This window comes from Paenibacillus sp. JGP012 (genome assembly GCF_014203995.1).
In the GTDB taxonomy this organism is placed as follows: domain Bacteria; phylum Bacillota; class Bacilli; order Paenibacillales; family Paenibacillaceae; genus Paenibacillus; species Paenibacillus silvae.
In genome coordinates, this window is the sequence record NZ_JACHKG010000002.1 from 132228 (window position 1) to 150460 (window position 18233).

14 protein-coding genes are annotated in these 18233 nt (G+C 47.5%); 9 read left to right on the forward strand and 5 right to left on the reverse strand.

Annotated features, from left to right (window positions below; all coding sequences use genetic code 11):
* The first annotated feature begins 64 nt into the window (after positions 1–64).
* A complete protein-coding gene (locus HNR77_RS03075) occupies positions 65–841 on the forward strand; it encodes an SDR family oxidoreductase (RefSeq protein ID WP_184180667.1) in 777 nt (258 codons plus the stop codon).
* Between the two features lie 227 nt (positions 842–1068).
* On the opposite strand, the gene HNR77_RS03080 is transcribed toward HNR77_RS03075, so the two are convergent.
* Positions 1069–2514, reverse strand: a complete 1446-nt coding sequence (locus HNR77_RS03080; RefSeq protein ID WP_184180669.1) for a DEAD/DEAH box helicase — start codon at positions 2512–2514, stop codon at positions 1069–1071.
* A gap of 1020 nt (positions 2515–3534) precedes the next feature.
* Entirely contained in the window at positions 3535–5877 is a 2343-nt protein-coding gene (locus HNR77_RS03085) for a 5'-nucleotidase C-terminal domain-containing protein (RefSeq protein WP_184180671.1), read from the reverse strand.
* A gap of 479 nt (positions 5878–6356) precedes the next feature.
* Between HNR77_RS03085 and HNR77_RS03090 the strand changes: the two genes are divergently transcribed.
* Positions 6357–7319 carry an endo-1,4-beta-xylanase gene (locus HNR77_RS03090; protein WP_184180673.1) on the forward strand — a complete coding sequence of 321 codons (963 nt, stop codon included), beginning with the start codon at positions 6357–6359 and terminating at the stop codon, positions 7317–7319.
* Between the two features lie 223 nt (positions 7320–7542).
* On the opposite strand, the gene HNR77_RS03095 is transcribed toward HNR77_RS03090, so the two are convergent.
* Together HNR77_RS03095 and HNR77_RS03100 are read right to left on the reverse strand one after the other, a co-directional pair.
* Positions 7543–8883: a glycoside hydrolase family 30 protein gene (locus HNR77_RS03095; RefSeq protein WP_184180675.1), complete on the reverse strand. Its 1341-nt coding sequence runs from the start codon at positions 8881–8883 to the stop codon at positions 7543–7545.
* Positions 8884–9225: 342 nt separating this feature from the next.
* Positions 9226–10755 carry a leucine-rich repeat protein gene (locus HNR77_RS03100; protein ID WP_184180677.1) on the reverse strand — a complete coding sequence of 510 codons (1530 nt, stop codon included), beginning with the start codon at positions 10753–10755 and terminating at the stop codon, positions 9226–9228.
* Positions 10756–11318: 563 nt separating this feature from the next.
* On the opposite strand from HNR77_RS03100, the gene HNR77_RS03105 reads away from it, so the two are divergent.
* From HNR77_RS03105 to HNR77_RS03135, 7 genes are all read left to right on the forward strand, one after another.
* Positions 11319–12209, forward strand: a complete 891-nt coding sequence (locus HNR77_RS03105) for a diacylglycerol/lipid kinase family protein (protein WP_184180679.1) — start codon at positions 11319–11321, stop codon at positions 12207–12209.
* Between the two features lie 173 nt (positions 12210–12382).
* Positions 12383–13300, forward strand: a complete 918-nt coding sequence (locus HNR77_RS03110; protein ID WP_184180681.1) for an aldo/keto reductase — start codon at positions 12383–12385, stop codon at positions 13298–13300.
* A 242-nt stretch (positions 13301–13542) separates the two neighbouring features.
* The gene (locus HNR77_RS03115) at positions 13543–14925 is read left to right on the forward strand and encodes a helix-turn-helix domain-containing protein (protein ID WP_184180683.1); all 1383 of its coding nucleotides are present in this window, start codon (positions 13543–13545) and stop codon (positions 14923–14925) included.
* A gap of 266 nt (positions 14926–15191) precedes the next feature.
* Entirely contained in the window at positions 15192–15362 is a 171-nt protein-coding gene (locus HNR77_RS03120) for an aspartyl-phosphate phosphatase Spo0E family protein (RefSeq protein ID WP_111272079.1), read from the forward strand.
* A 182-nt stretch (positions 15363–15544) separates the two neighbouring features.
* Positions 15545–15925, forward strand: a complete 381-nt coding sequence (locus HNR77_RS03125) for a GntR family transcriptional regulator (RefSeq protein ID WP_184180685.1) — start codon at positions 15545–15547, stop codon at positions 15923–15925.
* Positions 15922–16803, forward strand: coding sequence for an ATP-binding cassette domain-containing protein (locus tag HNR77_RS03130; RefSeq protein WP_184180687.1), 882 nt, complete (start codon positions 15922–15924; stop codon positions 16801–16803). Before HNR77_RS03125 ends, HNR77_RS03130 begins: the two co-directional genes overlap by 4 nt.
* The gene (locus HNR77_RS03135) at positions 16800–17498 is read left to right on the forward strand and encodes a hypothetical protein (RefSeq protein ID WP_184180689.1); all 699 of its coding nucleotides are present in this window, start codon (positions 16800–16802) and stop codon (positions 17496–17498) included. Before HNR77_RS03130 ends, HNR77_RS03135 begins: the two co-directional genes overlap by 4 nt.
* Positions 17499–17666: 168 nt before the next feature.
* Here HNR77_RS03135 and HNR77_RS03140 read toward each other — a convergent pair whose 3' ends face one another.
* Positions 17667–18191 (reverse strand): hypothetical protein, encoded by a 525-nt coding sequence (locus tag HNR77_RS03140; protein ID WP_184180691.1) that lies wholly within the window; start codon positions 18189–18191, stop codon positions 17667–17669.
* Between the last annotated feature and the right edge of the window lie 42 nt (positions 18192–18233).

Sequence of the window (18233 nt, forward strand, 5' to 3'; positions counted from 1 at the left end):
TCTCATGATATAACTGTCCTGTGCCCGTGAAGGGTGCTACTTATTCAGTAGGGGGGATTACGTTATGAACGAGACGTGCGGAAGACTGGAAGGACAACTGGCCCTGGTAACAGGAGCGAGTAGAGGCATTGGGCGCAGTATTGCAATCCGTCTGGCACAGGAGGGCGCGTATGTGCTTGTGCACTTCGGGACGCGGCAAGCCGAAGCGGAGCAGGTTGTGCGGCATATTACGGATCATGGTGGACAGGCCCAAGCCATTGGAGCTGATCTAAGCACGCTGGGTGGCATTCATGCATTATTTGCCAAGGTTGATGATGCTGTTCAGAAGCATGGACGAGACGACAGGCTGGACATTCTGGTAAATAACGCGGGGATCGGGCAGATTCTCGATCTGGAGCAGACGACAGAGGCTTCCTTCGAAGAAGTGATGAACATAAATGTCAAAGCTCCCCTGTTTGTAACGCAGCAGGCAGTCCCGCGCCTGCGGGATGGAGGGCGAATCATTAATATTTCTTCTTTTGTTACACGAGTGGCTTCTCCAGGCGTGTTTGCCTATAGTATGACGAAGGGAGCGGTGGATACCTTCACGAAGCTGCTGGCGAAAGAGCTGGGAAGCCGCCAGATTACAGTCAATGCAATCCAGCCGGGCATTATTAATACCGAGATGAATGCAGGAACACTCACGAACTCGCAAGGACAGGCGTTTGCAGCAGGATTGTCTGTCCTGAACCGCTGGGGAGAGCCGGAGGATATCGCAGATGTAGCTGCATTTCTTGCTTCGGCGGACAGCCGCTGGGTTACCGGGCAGTGTCTTGATGCCAGCGGGGGATCACACTTATAACATGTAATTGTGCACAGCGAAAAGACAATTACCTGTTCTATGTAAAAGACCTTTTTTTAATAGCTGTGACAGCACAAAATCCCCTCTGACTCCATGATAATGGAGGAGGGGATTTTTCTGATAATATGCTCAACGAAAAGAGCAGATAAGGGATAACGGACCACTGCGGGCCTGCTATCCCTTGCTTTGTAACTGGATGATGGCAACCGCTACTCGGTATGCTCTGTCTATTTGCGGCCTTTACGCACCTTCAATTGCTTGCCCTTGACCGTGGTGCGCTGCATGACTTCCAGTACGAGTGAACCTTTACCGTTGAGAATCTCGACATCGGTCACGTTATCCATGATGGTAATGATGCCGATATCGTCTGCGCTGACGCCTTCAATCTTGGCAATTGTGCCTACAAAATCAACAGCCCGCAGCTTTTTCTTCTTGCCGCCGTTGAAGTTCAGCTTCATAATCTGCTGGTTCAGCTGCTCACGCTTGTCCTTTTTGCGTTCGGGTACAATTCGAAGCCGCTGCTCAAAGGCTTCCCTATGGCGATCCACCTCTTCTTCGGAAGGGGCCTCTACCACAGGAATCTCAAATCCGATATAGGCTTCAATCTCGGCAAGACGTCTGCCATCCTTCGGTGTCACCAGCGTGAAGGCTCTGCCGGTTTGCCCTGCGCGACCCGTACGGCCTGTACGGTGCACGTAGCTTTCTTTTTCCAGCGGAATATCGTAGTTGATCACGTGAGTGATATTCGTAATATCAATACCCCGCGCGGCTACATCGGTTGCCACCAGATAGCGGAATTGTCCACGCCGGAAGGCGTTCATGACTTCAATCCGTTCATCCTGCTCCATACCGCCATGAATGCGGTCCACCGGGTAGTCCAGGTCAGCCATGACCCGGAACAGCTTATCCACATTCTCCTGCGTACGGCAGAATACGATGCAGCTATCCGGGTTTTCCATAATAAACAAGTCCTGCAGCAGAGCGGTTTTATTCACTTCCGATGTATGAATCACGGCATGCTCAATCGTGGCTGTGGTGAGTCCACTGGCTTTGATCTCAATCTCTACAGGGGTGTTCATATACTGACGGGACAGCTTGGCTACATCTTCCGGGAACGTTGCGGAGAACAGCATCGTTGTGCGTTCCTGCGGCAGCGCCTGAATTATGGCCTGTACCGTCTCGATAAAGCCCATGTTTAGCATCTCATCGGCTTCGTCGATGACCAGATAAGCGATGCGCTCCAGCGGCAGCGTGCCCCGTTCAATATGATCGAGAACCCGGCCCGGTGTACCAACGGCAACGTGGGTTCGTTGTTTCAGCTCGGCTTTCTGAATGTGAAAAGGGGATTGTCCGTACAGCGCGGTTGCTTTAATGCGTTTAAAACGTCCGATGTTCGTGATATCTTCATTAACCTGCAAGGCCAGCTCTCGTGTAGGCGTCAAGATCAGGGCCTGAGGTTTATTTTCGTTCCAGTCAACCAGCTCACAGAGCGGGATGCCATATGCGGCTGTTTTGCCACTGCCTGTCTGGGATTTAACGACCATATCCTGCTTCTCCAGTGCAACAGGAATAACCTGTGTCTGAACCTCGGTAGGCTGCTCATAGCCCAGACTGTCCAGTGCTCTCACAATTTCATCACTCAAGCCGTAATCTTTAAAATGCGGTTTAATCATCGTTTACCTCTTTTGCGTTATAGTTTGGGATGCGGACAGTGTACTCATGTGACGTTGGCCTATACCACATACCCATGATTTTACTTATAAGTATTGCTCCGTACATGTACCGTATACTCGCCTTATTATACCCTATGTGCAAGTAATGAAGGGTGGTAAATAAAAAGGCTTCACATTGCAGGGTTATATCAATCCTCTATATTGGTGTATTAGCCAGTGTAGCAGTGCATTACCAGTGTATCCGTGTGTCAGGTTTATTGGTCATCCGTAGATGGGTAGATCTGTGGACCTCTATAATGATGTATCGAACGCCCTCTATATCGGTTAGTGGCTGCTTATGAAGGCTGAAATCGCAAATTTGAAGCACTCCGGAAATCTTGTATACTGTAACGATCTCAGATGAGCTTATTTGGCGAATATAAGGGCTTCTATAATTGTAACGATCTCCAGAAACCTTATTTCGCTGAAAATCCACGATAAACGCTCTTTTTCACATGAATTTCACTGAATAAGCTTTCCTGAATTCGTTAGAAAATAAAGATGCATAATATAGCCCGAATAGCGTTTCCTGAGATCGTTAGAAGTTCCCATTGCAATCTGATTGCATAACCGCTTGCAGCGTCCATTGTCTGATATTTTTATCGGATACTTTGACTGCAAGACAAGGGTAATCTGAATCAATCTGGTCTGGTTCAATTCAGCCTGCAGCTGCGAGGTTTCAGCCACCGTTTTGAACGTAATTCCTATAACGTAATCTATAATCTATACGGACGATAGCCTGTGCACAGGGGATCATGGCCTTCCATGCAGCCTTCCTTCTAACCAGGAACCATCCAATAAGCATAAGCACCGCCGAGTACCCGTGGCAACGTTCCACGTGAAACGATTTGTAGCATTCAGGTATAAGGATTGATGCTTTGTAGCGGGTTGTGCTAGATGATAGTCCGTATCAAAAAGGGGCGATGCCGCCCCATAATGACATGGGATGCATCGCCCCGAATTTCAGTAGTGTAGTGATTATTATTTTAGCATAGTTACATACTTGCCATATACATATGCTGCCCGTCCATCCACCTTCACTTTAACCCATCCGTAAGCATGGTCTGTGCTGATGACTTCAAGCATCGTACCCTTCGGTACGGAAGTAATCACTTTGGCTTTGGAGGATGCGCCAGCACGTACGTTCAGATACGCCGCTGTAACCCGTGCTTGTTTGCTTGAAGCAGTTGGAGCGGGCTTGCTGTTTCCAGTGGACGTTGATGGCTTGCCTGGTTGAGTTCCATCCGGCTTCGATGTTCCTGGTGTTGGTGCTGGCTTCGGCTTCGCTGGAGTCCCCGGTTTCTCCGGTGCAGGAGCTGCTGCTTCGTTTTTGCCGCCTTCGCTGTCCTCACCGTGCTTGCCAGCTGCGACTTTGCGAGCTTTGTTAAGCTGCTGATAGAATGCACCCTTCGATTTCACACCTTTGAACTGCGCTGCATCGACTCCGGCTTTGGAAGACAGGGCTTCAATCTCATCCGCAGTTACAGCATCCAAAATATTAATGGAGGCAATGTTCGTATATTTGCCGTCTTCCGTTGTTGGCACGGACATCACACCATCGTTAATCAGCTGAACAACATCTGCACGTTCTGGTGTAGTCAGGTCTACGCCGGTGATTTTCCAATTATGCTGAATCTTTGGCTCATAGACTCCTTTCATGACATCCTTCAGATAGGCAATCGAAAGGTTGCGGATGGTTCCTTGGATCTCACCGAACGCCGAAGCATCCTTGGAGGACCAGAGCTGCGTGAACTTACGTCCTTCGAGTGCCCCGCCTTTGGCAATCAACGCTTCCATCCGGTACGCATTCATACCCAGTTTGAGGTTGTCCGCTGCCTGAACAGCTTTACCATTGCTATATTTCAGGTTCGTAATGCGGCTGCCATACGGCTTGGTCAGATCAATCTCATAGGTTACACCGCCGAAGAAATCATCCGTACTGTACTTGGAAGCAAGGCGCTTCGGATCGAAACTGATCGTGACGTCTCCAGGGCGTGTAGAATTAAAGTATCCCGCAGACCATTCCATGTAATCCTTCAGATCACGTCCGGTCACTTCATATACGGTCACTTCACCAAAAGTGTACTGGTAGTTGAACGCAATATCCTTTTTCTTGATCGGGCCTACATCGAGCTTGGCCTTGTCATTATCGATCTGATGTGCGACCACATCGGCGTTACTGTAATGCAGCATGACTTCGGTGAAAAAGTCGGAAAGGGGTGTCTCCTGAATCTGTACCGCTGGAATCCCCTTAATCTCATCTGCGGGAACGAGATTAGTTCCTTTCAGCTCAGCTACCTCAATGTTGGCATCCGCACGAGCGAACTCGTGGAAGGGATGTAAGGTTTGTTCCAAGGCAGGATCGGATATTTCATATGTGCCATCAGCTTTTTTGACAGCGAGTGCCTTGGCTTCCTTGCTCTTGAGCACGACCTTGCCGTCCTCTTTGGCAAATTTCAGGTCGATGCGAGACAGATGTGTACCATATTTGTTCGGCTCGGAGATCAGCACCCCGTTTACCGTCTGCGATTCAATCAGTTGATGCATGTGACCTGCAAAAATAGCAGCCAGCTCCGGGTTGGCCTTGGCGATATCCGTCACCCCGGTTCCCGGTTTGCCATTCTCGTTATCCAGCCCCATATGCATGAGTCCAACCATCACGTCTACTTTGCCTTTCAGCTCAGCTATCGCTTTGCGAGTCTCCTCGACCGGGTCCTTGACGGTGACACCATTCAGATGATTGGTTCCTTTCTCAAACTCGGTAATCATCGGGGTGTTCATGCCAATGACACCTACTTTGATGCCATCCCGCTCAATAATCGTGTATGCAGGCATGTAACGGTCACCGTTTTCTTTGAAAATGTTACCGACAAGCGCCTGGCCCTTGAACTGGGAAGAAATCTTCTCCAGCACGTCCAGACCAAAGTTAAACTCATGATTGCCCATAACCCAGGCATCATAATTCATTTCATTCATCGCAACCATCATTGGGGACTGCGGCTGATCGTTGAACAGCTCGGCAGAGTTATCCTGAATCATATCTCCGGCATCCAGCAGAATCGTGTTTGGATTCTCGGATCGGACTTTTTTCACCATCGTGTAGAGCTGAGTCATGCTGCCGGATGGATTAGGCCCATCCAATGCATAGTCCCATGGCATAAACCGACCGTGAATGTCAGAGGTACCAAGCAGAGTAATGGTGGTTTCCTGATCTGCCTCAGCCGCTTGAGCGCTTTCCGAAGCGAGCGGTGTGAGCAGCAGGGATGTGCCTAAGAGAACGGATAAAGACCAACTGGCGAAACGTTTCAAACCATGTGTACGCATGTGTAATCTCCCTTGTGATGTACATAAGTTGAACCAAAGATATTTACCCATACACTTCCATGACAGAATAACCTTCCAATCGCTGTTATCCCCAGATTTTTTTGATTCCCTTTTTGCATGGGGAAAATCTGGGGATAAAGGCGAAGCTTATGCTTACGATGCAGCTTTCTTGCAGAAAGCTTTTAGCTCCGCTTCTTCAGGTTTTTTCTGTCCTCTCCGTTCCGGTGTAAATAAATAGCTCGACTTATGTAGCGTGTGTATTTATATGTATCATCCCATACTAGAGAAACATCAGAGGAATGTAAACGCTCATATAACATTCGTGTTCGAGATAAATGAGTTGTGCGGAGCAGTGATGCGTGAAAAAAAGTATACTTTTCAAAGTAAATGGTATGATTTTTATGTGTATAAAACCAAAATTATCCATTATGATGTCATTGTAAGCGCTTTAAAAATAAACCAAGCCAAGGAGGAATATTATGTTGAAGTCCAAATGGTTTAAGACGGTAGGTACGCTTGCTCTGGCAGGTGTGCTGGCTGCATCAGTAGCGGTGGGCAGTGTCAGTGCCGGACTCGCTAAGGGCAGCAAGTTCCTGGGGAATATTATCGCTAACCAGGTTCCATCCAATTTCAGTCCATACTGGAATCAGGTAACGCCAGAGAACTCCACCAAGTGGGGAGCTGTAGAAGGCACGCGTAATGTGATGAACTGGGGCCAGGCGGATATGGCTTATAACTATGCCAAGCAGAACGGTTTCCCTTTCAAATTCCATACGCTTGTGTGGGGTAGTCAGGCGCCTAACTGGATTAATAACCTTTCTGCAGCGGATCAGAGAGCAGAGGTGCTCCAATGGATCAGAGCAGCAGGTCAACGCTATTCACAGTCCGAGTTTGTGGATGTAGTCAATGAGCCATTACATGCGAAGCCATCCTTCCGCAATGCGATTGGTGGAGATGGAGCAACGGGCTGGGATTGGGTAATCTGGTCATTCGAGCAAGCAAGACAAGCTTTCCCGAATTCAAAATTGCTGATTAATGAGTATGGCATCATCGGTGATCCTGCGAAAGCAGATCAATATATCCAGATCATCAACCTGCTCAAAAACAGAGGTCTGGTTGATGGTATCGGTATTCAAGCGCATCACTTCAACATGGACAACGTATCCGTGAACACGATGAATACAGTACTGAACAAATTGGCTGCAACAGGTCTGCCAATCTATGTGTCCGAGCTGGATATGACTGGCGATGATAATACGCAATTGCAACGTTATCAGCAGAAGTTTCCTGTTCTGTGGAAGCACTCTGCTGTTAAAGGCATCACACTGTGGGGCTACAACCAAAACCAAACATGGGTAAGCGGTTCCCACCTGGTGAACAGCAACGGCACAGAGCGTCCTGCAATGCAGTGGCTGAAATCCTACATGGCAAACAATCCTTAAATCAGCTGAGGCTTCAACGACTTCAAGAAACTCTACCACTTGATCTCGATCTGGAGTCTGAATCAACAGCCTTATCCCCAAAAGAAGCCTGTTCCCATCGTCTTGTGGGACAGGCTCTTCTATATTGGCATGCATGTCATCATGAATAAACTCATTCAGAGATTCCCTCAGCAACTCATCCATAAACGCATACACACACACCACTTCATCTACACATGCCAGTTTAGTTCGCAGTAATGACCACGCTGTTGAATGAATCGGCTTCCAGCTGCACATGGATCGTTTGTCCCTCGGCGATGGTCAGATGAAGGTCGCGTCGATCCGGAAATGGATTGTTAACGACGATAACGAGACTGTTGTCCGGGTTGCGGAAAGCAACCGCTTTGCCGCTCCAGGCTCCAGAAAGCCCTAGCCGACGGGCACCGTTAACGATATGATGAGCAAAATGTTTCATTACATAATACTCCGGATTCCGAGTAACCTCCTTGCTCTCTGGATCAACCGTGATCATGGAATTCTGCTCCCAGCCCCATGTACTGCGGCCCCTTGGCTCCAGCACCATATTCCAGTAGATGTAGGCGTTGACACCGTTGCTGAAATAATGCTGGTACAGGTTATATACATGCTTGGCATAGTTCCAGGAATTGCTGCCATCGCCGCACTCGTTCTCCGTCTGCATGTAGCGAAGCTCGGGATAACTTGCCACAGTGCGTTGAATGGCATGTTTACCCGCCCATTGATATCCGACTCCTTTAATGTAGGAGTATGCCTTCGGATCACTGAGCACCAGTCCGGCATACTCGTCAAAGCCGGTTGTTTTCTTCTTCATCAGTTCCTCCCATGGGTCGGGGGCGTTAATGGTTCCAAGCCAAATTTCTGTATCCAGACCATGTTTGTCAAAGGCAGGTCCCAGATAATCCGCGATGAATTCACGCAGCTGCTCGCCTGTCCACATGCAGGAAGGGAACTTCTGATCTGCAATCACTTCATTCTGCACATGCACCTGATGAATGGTAATGCCAGCCTCGCGGTACGCCTCAACAAACTTTACAAAATAAAGGGCGTAAGCCTCCAGAATTTCCTTTTCCCAGCGCAGCGTGCCGTAGTTGTAGGCTTTCGGGAATTTCATCCAGGTTGGCGGGCTCCAGGGCGACGCGAAAAGCTGCAGGTCCGGGTTATAACGCAAAGCTTCCTTGATATAAGGGATCAGATATTTGAAATCTCGTTCGATGGAAAAATGGTCCATAGCCACATCTCCGTCTACCTCGTTATGGCTGTACCACTGCTCTGCATAATCACTCGCGCCTATAGGCAGGCGGCAGATTGTAAAACGATGCTCTCCTTCCGGGTGGAAAAGGGAATGAAATACCTCGTGACGCTGCTCATCACTCAAGTGCGCCAAGGCAAGATACCCCAGCTCGTTAAAACAGCCGCCAAACCCTTCCACCAGCTGATGCTGCTCGCCTGTTAATTTCAGGTTAGCGCTTTCATTTGTGGGTGCAGCAGATAACTCGTTCCATGGATTGTCAGGTGTCGTGGAATAACCTTTAAACGTATATGTCATATGATGCTCCTCCTCATCTGTTCCTCAGTAACCGTGTAAGTACGTTCAGTATACCAACTTGCGTTGCAAAAGCAGATATGCTAAACCGCGCAATATTTACCCAAATCCAAGATGATATGGATGGAATGAATGAGTGATATAACATGGGAAAATAACCCCTTACACACATCAAACCTGCTGACGACAGTTCAAAAGACCTTTGGAGGGCTTACAGCGTGATATACCCTGTTCCTTACCAAAACAAAACCCGAAAACCCCGCTGATGGTTCAGGCGGGGGTGTGAGATGGGAGGCAGTGTCTATATCTATAGTTGCTCTCTGCTGCTGCTCTGTTATTGCTCTGCTACGGTGTCGTCTGAGGCATCATATCCTCAGGCTCCGGTTTATTTTCAAAGATCAGAATGGTTTTACTGCTGGCAATATATCCAACCGTGGTATGAAGCTGCTCTGAGATAAAACGGATCGGAACATAGGTAATGCCATCCTTCATCAACAGCGGGGCATCATTCATGACAAGCTCATCACCGACGGCAACCTGTTTACTTCCTGCACTCCAGCGGATCGTCTCATCGTTATGGACGATAGTGGCTTCGTTAGTGCTGCTGTCCCAATTCACACGAGCATTCAGATGCTCGGATACAAAGCGGAGAGGCACGTACGTCCGGCCTTCGCTAATAAAAGGAGCGGCATCTAGTGAATAGGCATGATCACCCACATATGCCGTGGTGGAGCCTTCGATCAGGCGCTGAAAACGCCCCTGCGGTGTCCGCTTCTGCTCTCGTACATTCATCTGATTAAGCAGACTCATCGTATAGCTTCCGCTGCTCACATCCAGATAATTATGTTGAACGGTGAGTCCGGAGGACTCGGGCTCCGCCGCCGCTTGCTGCGTTCCTACGGACACTGAAGTGGAGGCAGAGATGTTGTCGATGCTCTGTGGTTCTTCACTCTCGAGCGTGAACGATAAGTCCGAGATCGGCGCCAGGTCCCATATCCGGTTATTGGACAGCTTGAGTACACTCAGGCTGGTGAATGTGCGCAGAGGTTCCAGATCATAAATCTGATTGGATTCGGCATTCAGCTCCTTCAAACCGTTCAATGCTGCAATATCGTTCAGATGTTGAATCTGATTGCCCGAAATATCCAATTTGCGCAGATGTGTCATGTGGCTTAGCGGTTTAAGACGGGATATATGGTTGTTGGACACATTCAGCTCTCGCAACGAATCGGGCATATCTGTGAATACATCAAGTGAAGAGACATGGTTGTTGGCTATATTTAACTGCTCCAGCTTGGTTTGAGTCTCCAGTGGTGTAAGGTCTGTAATGACATTGTTCGCAATCTCCAGCCATTGCAGCGAATGCAGCTCTGCTAAAGCATTGAGACTGGCAATCTTGTTGCCGCTGGCATGCAGTGTATGTAATCTTGGGAATGAACGCACAACGTCAATAGAGCGGATAGAGTTGTTGCTGACATACAATCGCCCGAGCTGCTGCAGTGCGGCCAGCGGCTGGATCGATGTAATGTAATTGTTACGAACGTCGATCTCTCTTAGCTGGGTTAGATGCTCCAGCGGTGTAAGGTCCGAAATTTCATTACCGTAGAGGCGCAGATGGGTCAAATTCACGGCGTGTTCCAGCCCGGACAGACTCTGAATGCCTGCGTTGCTCAGATCAACTACACGCAGCTGTTTCAGATCGGCAGAAGTCAGCGGCTCCCCCACAGGAATATTTAGTATCAGCTTCAGTCCGTCCTCCAGTGCCGGGTCTTTAACGAGATGCTCCTCCGTATCAGAGACAGTATAGGCCAGCGCTTGTCCTGCGGAGCTGATGCTTAGAATACAGATGAGCAATAACAGAGTGAATCTTCTCATTACATGCCTTCCCTCCAAATCTTGTACATAGTTGTGGAGACCGTGCTTTTTCAAAACGTAATATTCAAACGATATCTAAAACCGCCTCAGCAGTTCTTGAAGACTATAGTTTAATTCATCTATATTAAGTTGAACTATTTATTTACACGTGAACGGAGAGGACAGAAAAAACCTGAAAAAGCGGAGCGGTCGCCTGAAAGCTTTCTGAAAGAAAGCTGCATCGGAAGCATACACTTATCACCGGATTTTTCCCTTTGGAAAGGGGAATCCCAAAAATCTGGGGATAACAGCGATTGGAAGGTTGTTCTGTCATCGGAGTGGATTGTGTAAAATCTTTAGTTCAACTCATCTAGTTATTAACCTATCTTGAGCAAACAGGAACAATTCATTTATGAACAAGTACCTCTGTATACTTTTATTCGATATGATGGGGCTTTAGCCCTGCACTTTTTCAACATAAATTTGCAGCCAATCAAACCTATTATTTTCAGCCACCTATTCAACCTCCCGGGAAAGCGGGTATACATGTACAGATGCCATATGCAGAGGGGAAGAGGGAGCCTATGAAAAAAGCGATGATCATCAGCAATCCGTCGTCAGGTCAAGAAAAGGCGGAGCAATACGTTTCGCAGGTGCAGACCATTCTGGAATCGAGGGGCTACGCTGTTTCGGTTAATGAAACGGCAGGGGAAGGGGATGCTACGAATTACGGAGCGGATGCCTGTAAGGGCGGCTGTGATCTGGTGATCTCCATCGGAGGGGATGGCACACTGCATGAAACGATTAACGGAATGATGGATCAGGAGCACCGCCCAACATTAGGGATCATTCCGCTAGGCACGGTCAATGATTTTGCACGAGCCTTACATATTTCTCTTGACCCGGATGAAGCGATTGAGCAGCTGCGCTCGGAACGGATTCGATCTGTAGACCTTGGCATGGTCAATGATCGGCTCTTTGCCAATGTGGTGGCTGCCGGTTCGCTGGCAGAAGCCTTGTTTTCTGTATCATCAGAAGAGAAGTCGAAGCTGGGCTCCTTTGCTTATGTGAAGGAAGGGCTGAAGGATCTGGTGAACACACCCGCAAGTGTGATGACACTCGAATATGACGGACAGCGATGGGAAGGAGAGGCTCCTCTACTGGTAGCGGCACTGACAAACTCGGTCGGCGGGTTTGAGAAGATGTCACCCGATGCGGAGTTGGATGACGGGCTGATTCACTGCTTTGTGATTCGTAACATCGGCGTGCTGAACAGCGTGACCTTAGGTACATCATTATTCTTTGGCAATCTGAAGCATCATAAGGACGTGCATTATTTTACGGCAAAAGACGTGCGTGTACATTCGGAAGACATGATTCGTACCAATGTAGACGGCGAAGAAGGGCCTGCCTTGCCGATTCATCTTCGGGTGCTGCCGCAATATATTCAGGTCATTGTGCCTGAAGAAACTTAGAGCGAACGCAAGTACAGAGCATTTCTCCATATAATTGTAGGGGAAATCTATTGAAACCGATTGCATATATGTGTCACAATCATAGACGGAAGACGGGTATGGACATATGGACATGCATATATGTATCTGTGTCACATGCATTAAACTATTTTTGAATCTGGAGGGGAAACATCTTGAGAACCATGAAGCTGGGCAGCAGCACACTCGATGTGCCTGTAGTTGCTGTAGGTTGTATGCGAATCAATTCATTGGATAGTAAGGACGCGGAGCATTTCGTACGTTCTGCGATGGAAGCAGGTGCAAATTTCTTTGATCACGCCGATATTTATGGCACGGGAACATGTGAGGAGATTTTTGCCGATGCTGTGCAGATGAATCCCCAAGTTCGTGAAAATCTGATTCTTCAATCCAAATGCGGTATTCGCAAAGGCATGTTCGATTTCTCCAAAGAGCATATCCTGAATTCCGTTGATGGTATATTGCAGCGTCTGAGAACGGAATATTTGGACGTGTTGTTGCTGCACCGCCCGGATGCGCTCGTTGAGCCGGAGGAAGTAGCCGAAGCCTTCGACCAGCTGGAGCGTGAGGGAAAGGTACGTCACTTTGGTGTATCCAACCAGAACCCGAACCAGATTGCACTGCTGAAAAAATATGTGAAACAGCCGCTGGTAGCCAACCAGCTGCAGATGAGTATTACCAATACAACGATGATCGACAGCGGCATCAACGTGAATATGGAGAATGACGCTGCGGTGAATCGCGATGGCAGCATTCTCGACTACTGCCGTCTGCACGACATTACGATTCAGCCATGGTCACCGTTCCAATATGGTTTCTTTGAGGGTGTTTTCCTGGGCAATGAGAAGTTCCCGGAACTGAATGCCAAAATTGATGAAATTGCCGCAAAGTATGATGTCAGCAACACAACGATTGCGATTGCCTGGCTGCTTCGTCATCCGGCAAAGATGCAGCCGGTGACAGGCACAATGAACATTGGGCGTCTGCTGGATTGTGTGAAAGCGAGTGAAATTCATCTCACTCGTCCAGAGTGGTATGAAATCTACCGTGCGGCAGGTAATGTGCTGCCTTAAACTGTAATCGACACGAGCCCTGGCGGCTCGTGTTTTTTCGTGCGTACTTTAGGGCTTTGAAGAGGAGCCCTTTTTGATATAAAATATGGGTACGTACTTTTATGATGTTAAAGGATTAAATTGTAATTAATACAAATTAGTTGAAATTATTTTATTGAAAAGTACACACATATTACATATAATTACTTTTGCATACCGACAATCTCGTTTTTGGTGTTTTTATTTTGGAGGGTGGTGTTCCATTGGAGCCGACAACCACGATACGCGATCATTTAGAACGTTATCTGAAGCGTGAACAGATGTCGATCAGTCTTTTTTCAGAGCTGTCTGGAATTAATTCAGGCACACTCAGCAATATTTTGAATAAAAACCGACCGATCTCCATGCAGCAGCTGGATCGTATTACGATGGCTATGAAGCTTGAAGCAGGCCATTTCTATGAGCTGTATATTGATGAGTGCTTTGTGCATGCTACACCGGATTGGCGTAGACTCGGGCCTTTCCTGCATCGCTGTGCTGAGCTGGATAAGCTGGACTGTATCGAAGAGGTTGTTCGTCTGATGATGGATAATTTGTCATATATTCCGTTGTTATTTGAATTGGCAGAGGAATTCTATCATGATGGCAAAAGGAAACCGGCAGCTCTTTTATATGAAACGATTGCCGAAAGTGAGAAGATGCAGCATTCCGAGCGGCTTGCGCTTTGTCAGTACCGCCTTTTTAAGCTGGGGCTGACCAATGATCAGCAGCGGAATGTCATCATTGCCGCCCAGTTTGAATATTACGTGGATCGGCTGGATGAACGCTATCAGTTGGATGCATTGAATGAATTAATTAATGCTTTTGCCTCTCTTCACAGATGGAGTAAAGTGCTGGAGTTATCCGAGAAATTACGAGTAAAGGCCACGATTCACTATGAATTGAATGGAAGAAGAAAAGCGGAAGAAACAAAGCGACCTGTTATTTTTTATGTTATGTATGCCTATTTGGCCTCAGGCAGTGCTTATTTCCATTTAGATAACTATGAAATGGCCTTGAAATATGTGGCATTATACACCGATTCCAGTTGGGTGAAGGACCCTGATCAAGAAGAATTGGTTGTAATTCAGCAATTTCAGGAATGGGCAGAGGGGAATCGTTATATATATCAATTAATGGCTGGTCAATTTGAGATATTACCCCAGTATCTGGCCTACATCTCAACGAAAGAGAATGAGATATTTCCTGCATTATGTGATATTGTCACGGCAGCCAATCGCTACGATATGGATATTGATGAGGTGTTAGAGCAATACGCCCCACATTTCACTTATCAGGAGCAAAGCAACCGGATTGGGAAGGTTAGCAAGCAGGTGACGGATGATCGTTATGTCCGTCTTTTGGCTGGGTTAGGCAGGTACTATCTCAAGAAAAACCGCTATGCGGAGGGTTTGAATTTTGTTCTGGATAGTTTGAAGTTCTCTATTGAAATTAGCGATGGACGAGGTATGCTTAGAAGTATCGGACTATTTGAGCAATACAGGGATTATGCGTCCGATACAGCTATACAGCAATACAAAATCTTGATTGGTGAGGTGCAGAAAATCAATGAAGAAAAAACTGGCTTTGCTGATAGTTACTTGTAGTATACTGGTGAGCGTTTTCCCGCCCATCTTGGGAACATCCCCGATTCAGGGTAACCCCAACCCTCCAATTAACCGAACATTCGATCATGGTTTAGGGACATAAGCCTGAGCCACCAGAGCGTATCTGACATCGTTCAGATGCGTTCTTTTTGTGTGCCAATGAACAGAGCAAGGTGTAATAACAACCAATAAAACACATCTGTCATACCCTCATCAATCTATTGATTGGCATAATAATCTAAAATATGACAAAAGGAGGGGGGACTATGGATCGTATGGAATTAAAATCACAGATTGAAGAAGCGAGACAACAGCTGCATCAGGTGCATTTGCAATACGGGAGCTTGCTTCATCCTGAAGTGATCAGACAATCCGTAGTGCTCGATGCCCTGCTGAATCAATACAATCGAATGTGTGTGGAGAAATGGATGAATTAAGTATGACCTATTTACAATATGGTTTTTGTATATTATAGTTAGTTACATGAGTAACTAACCAACTAACTAACTAGATGATCATACGGAATGAAGAAGTAAAGCAGGTGATGCCGTTTGATTACAGATGACAGATCCAGATTGAAGGCTCGCCAATCATTAATTCGAATGAAAGTTGGAAACAGATGAAATCGACTTTGGATGAATCCCAGCCTATTTTTCATCAGATCGCCATGATGATCATGGATGATATTGTGGAAGGCAGATTGAAGGTGGAAGAACAGGTACCCTCGACGAATGAGCTATCCCGTTTCTACAATATTAATCCGGCCACGGCACGGAAGGGGCTGCAGGAGTTGGTGGACAAAGGCATCATATATAAACAGCGAGGTGTAGGCATGTTTGTTGCCAAGGGAGCGAGAGATGCGCTGCTCGTTGAGCGGAAACAGCATTTTTACGAAGAATACATCAAACCTTTGCTTGAGGAAGCAAGACGCATACGTATGGATGAGGACATGATCATTGATCTGATTCGTGGCAAGAAGGATAAGGAGCGTGAATTATGATTCATATGGAGCAGGTATATTACAGTTATCAAAAGAATAAATCCCCTATTCTGAACAACGTCACTCTGCATGAGCATGAACCCGTGATCGGGGCGATCTGGGGAAGAAACGGAGCTGGCAAAACAACGCTGATGAGTCTGCTCGCCGGTCACAGCCGCCCTGACCGTGGAACGGTTCAGGTGATGGGCCAGAATCCATACAATAATCTGTCTGCACAAGGGCATCTCTGTTATATTCAGGAGAATCATCCGCTCGGGAAAAATTGGACGATACATGATCTGCTGACCATCGGCTCGCATTTTCATGCACAGTGGGATCAGCAGCTGGCCCAGCGGCTAATTGAGGCATTCGAGCTGCCTTCCAAACAGAAGATCAGCAAATTTTCGAAGGGCATGAAAACTGCGGCACAGATCATACTCGGACTGAGCAGTCATGCAAGTGTGACAATTATGGATGAGCCGACCAACGGACTGGATGCAGAGAAACGGAAGCTGTTCTATGAAGCGCTTCTGGAAACCTACGAAGAAAATCCAAGGCTCATTCTGATATCGACACATCATATCGAAGAGGTACAGCCATTATGTGAGAGTCTGATCGTGGTACATCAAGGGAACATATTCATTCATCAGCCTATGGAGAAGATGCGCGAGCGTGGAGTTCTTCTAACAGGGTTAGTTCGAGAAGTTGAAGAGGCGGCTCAAGGTGCTGCGGTTATCGAATCCGCCCGATTAGGTGCGACCAGCAAAGTGATGATTGATGACGTGTATTCGAAGGACTGGAAGGCGAAGGCTCAGCAGTACGGACTTTCGATTGAAAAAGCATCACTTCAGGAATATCTGGTCCACGTGACCCGGCAGCAGGAGGGGATGAAGGTATGAATGCGATCAAGGGAACCAACCGAATGATCTGGGATGATATGCGTTTGTATCTGACCATCTTTACCTCGATTGCTCTTGGACTTACAGCCATATATGTGGCTATTGGTTTTCTGTTTCATGTCAGCTATTCCTCGCAGTTATTCGGACCAATGTATGGAGGAATCTGTACCTTCGCGATTGCAGGTTTGATCACACTCTATCCGGTAGCCATTGGCATGGGTAGTACACGGATTCAATTTATGAAATCCTTTTATATCATGGGAGCCGGGATGGTTGCGGGTACAATGGTCATCCTGCATTTGATCTACTTGATCATTCATCTGCTGAATACCGCGGGATGGCTGGAGGTTACGTTGCTTCAACCAGGGATGCTATACTCTTCCAACTACCTTGTGTTGCCATATCTATGGATGGACCTGATGCTTGGTTTCCTGGTACTTGGCTTGTCCGTTTTCCTGACGGTGTGCTGGATCAGGCTGGGAATGCGTAACTTTCTGTTTCTGTTGTTTGGCCTCGGCCTAGTGATGTCGCTGGTGGTTGCATTTGGAGATATGGGACAATTCACGCTCTGGATTGCCTATCAAAATCGAATGCTCGTATTCACGGTGTTGGGTGTAATCGGTGGCGCGCTGCTTCTGTCCACCTATCCCATGATGAAGCATGCTCCGTTGGTACGCAAAAGCAGCAAGGATTGATCAAGCAGGAGCTTGGACGCTAAGGGTACAGCTGCAAAATTTTGTGATAAACATCATTCATCTGATGTATGCCAAATATGAACACACGTCATCAGTGTATCCATAACTGGACGCATATAAGTAAAACACGAGGGAGCCGCTGCTCACCTCGTGTTTGCTTTATTTTCGTTAAGCCTGTGCCTGTGGTTTGAAGCCTTCCTCCTGAAGATATTCGCCAGCTTCGCTGCGGGACTCGAAGGCCATCTCCAGATCGTGTCCGGCGTACACACACCACATGTCATTATCGTATTTCAGCGTAAGGGTATTCCCGTGCTCATCGATCCAGATTCCGCCGCCAGTCGAGAGTTTGGGTGCTGCTGATCCCTGCATGCCGGTTTTTTCTTTTGGTGATTCTGCTGGGGCTGGTGCGTCCGGGTTGTAAGACATCGCCTTGAGGGTTGCATCCAGCAACGAACGCAGTTCCGCTTCGGAGTAATCACGAATATTAACGAAGCCTTTGGCATCGGTCTCGTATTCCGGCAGCAGCCCTGCATAAATATAACCGTTACCGTTAGGGTGAATATGGAGTGCTACAATCTTTTTCTCATACGCGCTGTCTTCGTAGTGGAAGTTCACACGTCCCAGGGAAACCTCTTTGCGCTGCAGCTGGGGATACGAATCCAGAATTTCGAGTTTTTGTTCAACGTTAAGCATAGTTGCCTCCTGTTAATGTTAGGTAGTGGGATTATACCACAG

Bases quoted from the DNA above. Each gene is read 5' to 3' on its own strand.
- HNR77_RS03135 (WP_184180689.1), top strand. From the start codon at position 16,800: ATGAATGCGATCAAGGGAACCAACCGAATGATCTGGGATGATATGCGT.
- HNR77_RS03090 (WP_184180673.1), top strand. From the start codon at position 6,357: ATGTTGAAGTCCAAATGGTTTAAGACGGTAGGTACGCTTGCTCTGGCA.
- HNR77_RS03095 (WP_184180675.1), bottom strand. From the start codon at position 8,883: ATGACATATACGTTTAAAGGTTATTCCACGACACCTGACAATCCATGG.
- HNR77_RS03140 (WP_184180691.1), bottom strand. From the start codon at position 18,191: ATGCTTAACGTTGAACAAAAACTCGAAATTCTGGATTCGTATCCCCAG.
- HNR77_RS03085 (WP_184180671.1), bottom strand. From the start codon at position 5,877: ATGCGTACACATGGTTTGAAACGTTTCGCCAGTTGGTCTTTATCCGTT.
- HNR77_RS03105 (WP_184180679.1), top strand. From the start codon at position 11,319: ATGAAAAAAGCGATGATCATCAGCAATCCGTCGTCAGGTCAAGAAAAG.
- HNR77_RS03130 (WP_184180687.1), top strand. From the start codon at position 15,922: ATGATTCATATGGAGCAGGTATATTACAGTTATCAAAAGAATAAATCC.
- HNR77_RS03075 (WP_184180667.1), top strand. From the start codon at position 65: ATGAACGAGACGTGCGGAAGACTGGAAGGACAACTGGCCCTGGTAACA.
- HNR77_RS03125 (WP_184180685.1), top strand. From the start codon at position 15,545: ATGAAATCGACTTTGGATGAATCCCAGCCTATTTTTCATCAGATCGCC.
- HNR77_RS03080 (WP_184180669.1), bottom strand. From the start codon at position 2,514: ATGATTAAACCGCATTTTAAAGATTACGGCTTGAGTGATGAAATTGTG.
- HNR77_RS03120 (WP_111272079.1), top strand. From the start codon at position 15,192: ATGGATCGTATGGAATTAAAATCACAGATTGAAGAAGCGAGACAACAG.
- HNR77_RS03100 (WP_184180677.1), bottom strand. From the start codon at position 10,755: ATGAGAAGATTCACTCTGTTATTGCTCATCTGTATTCTAAGCATCAGC.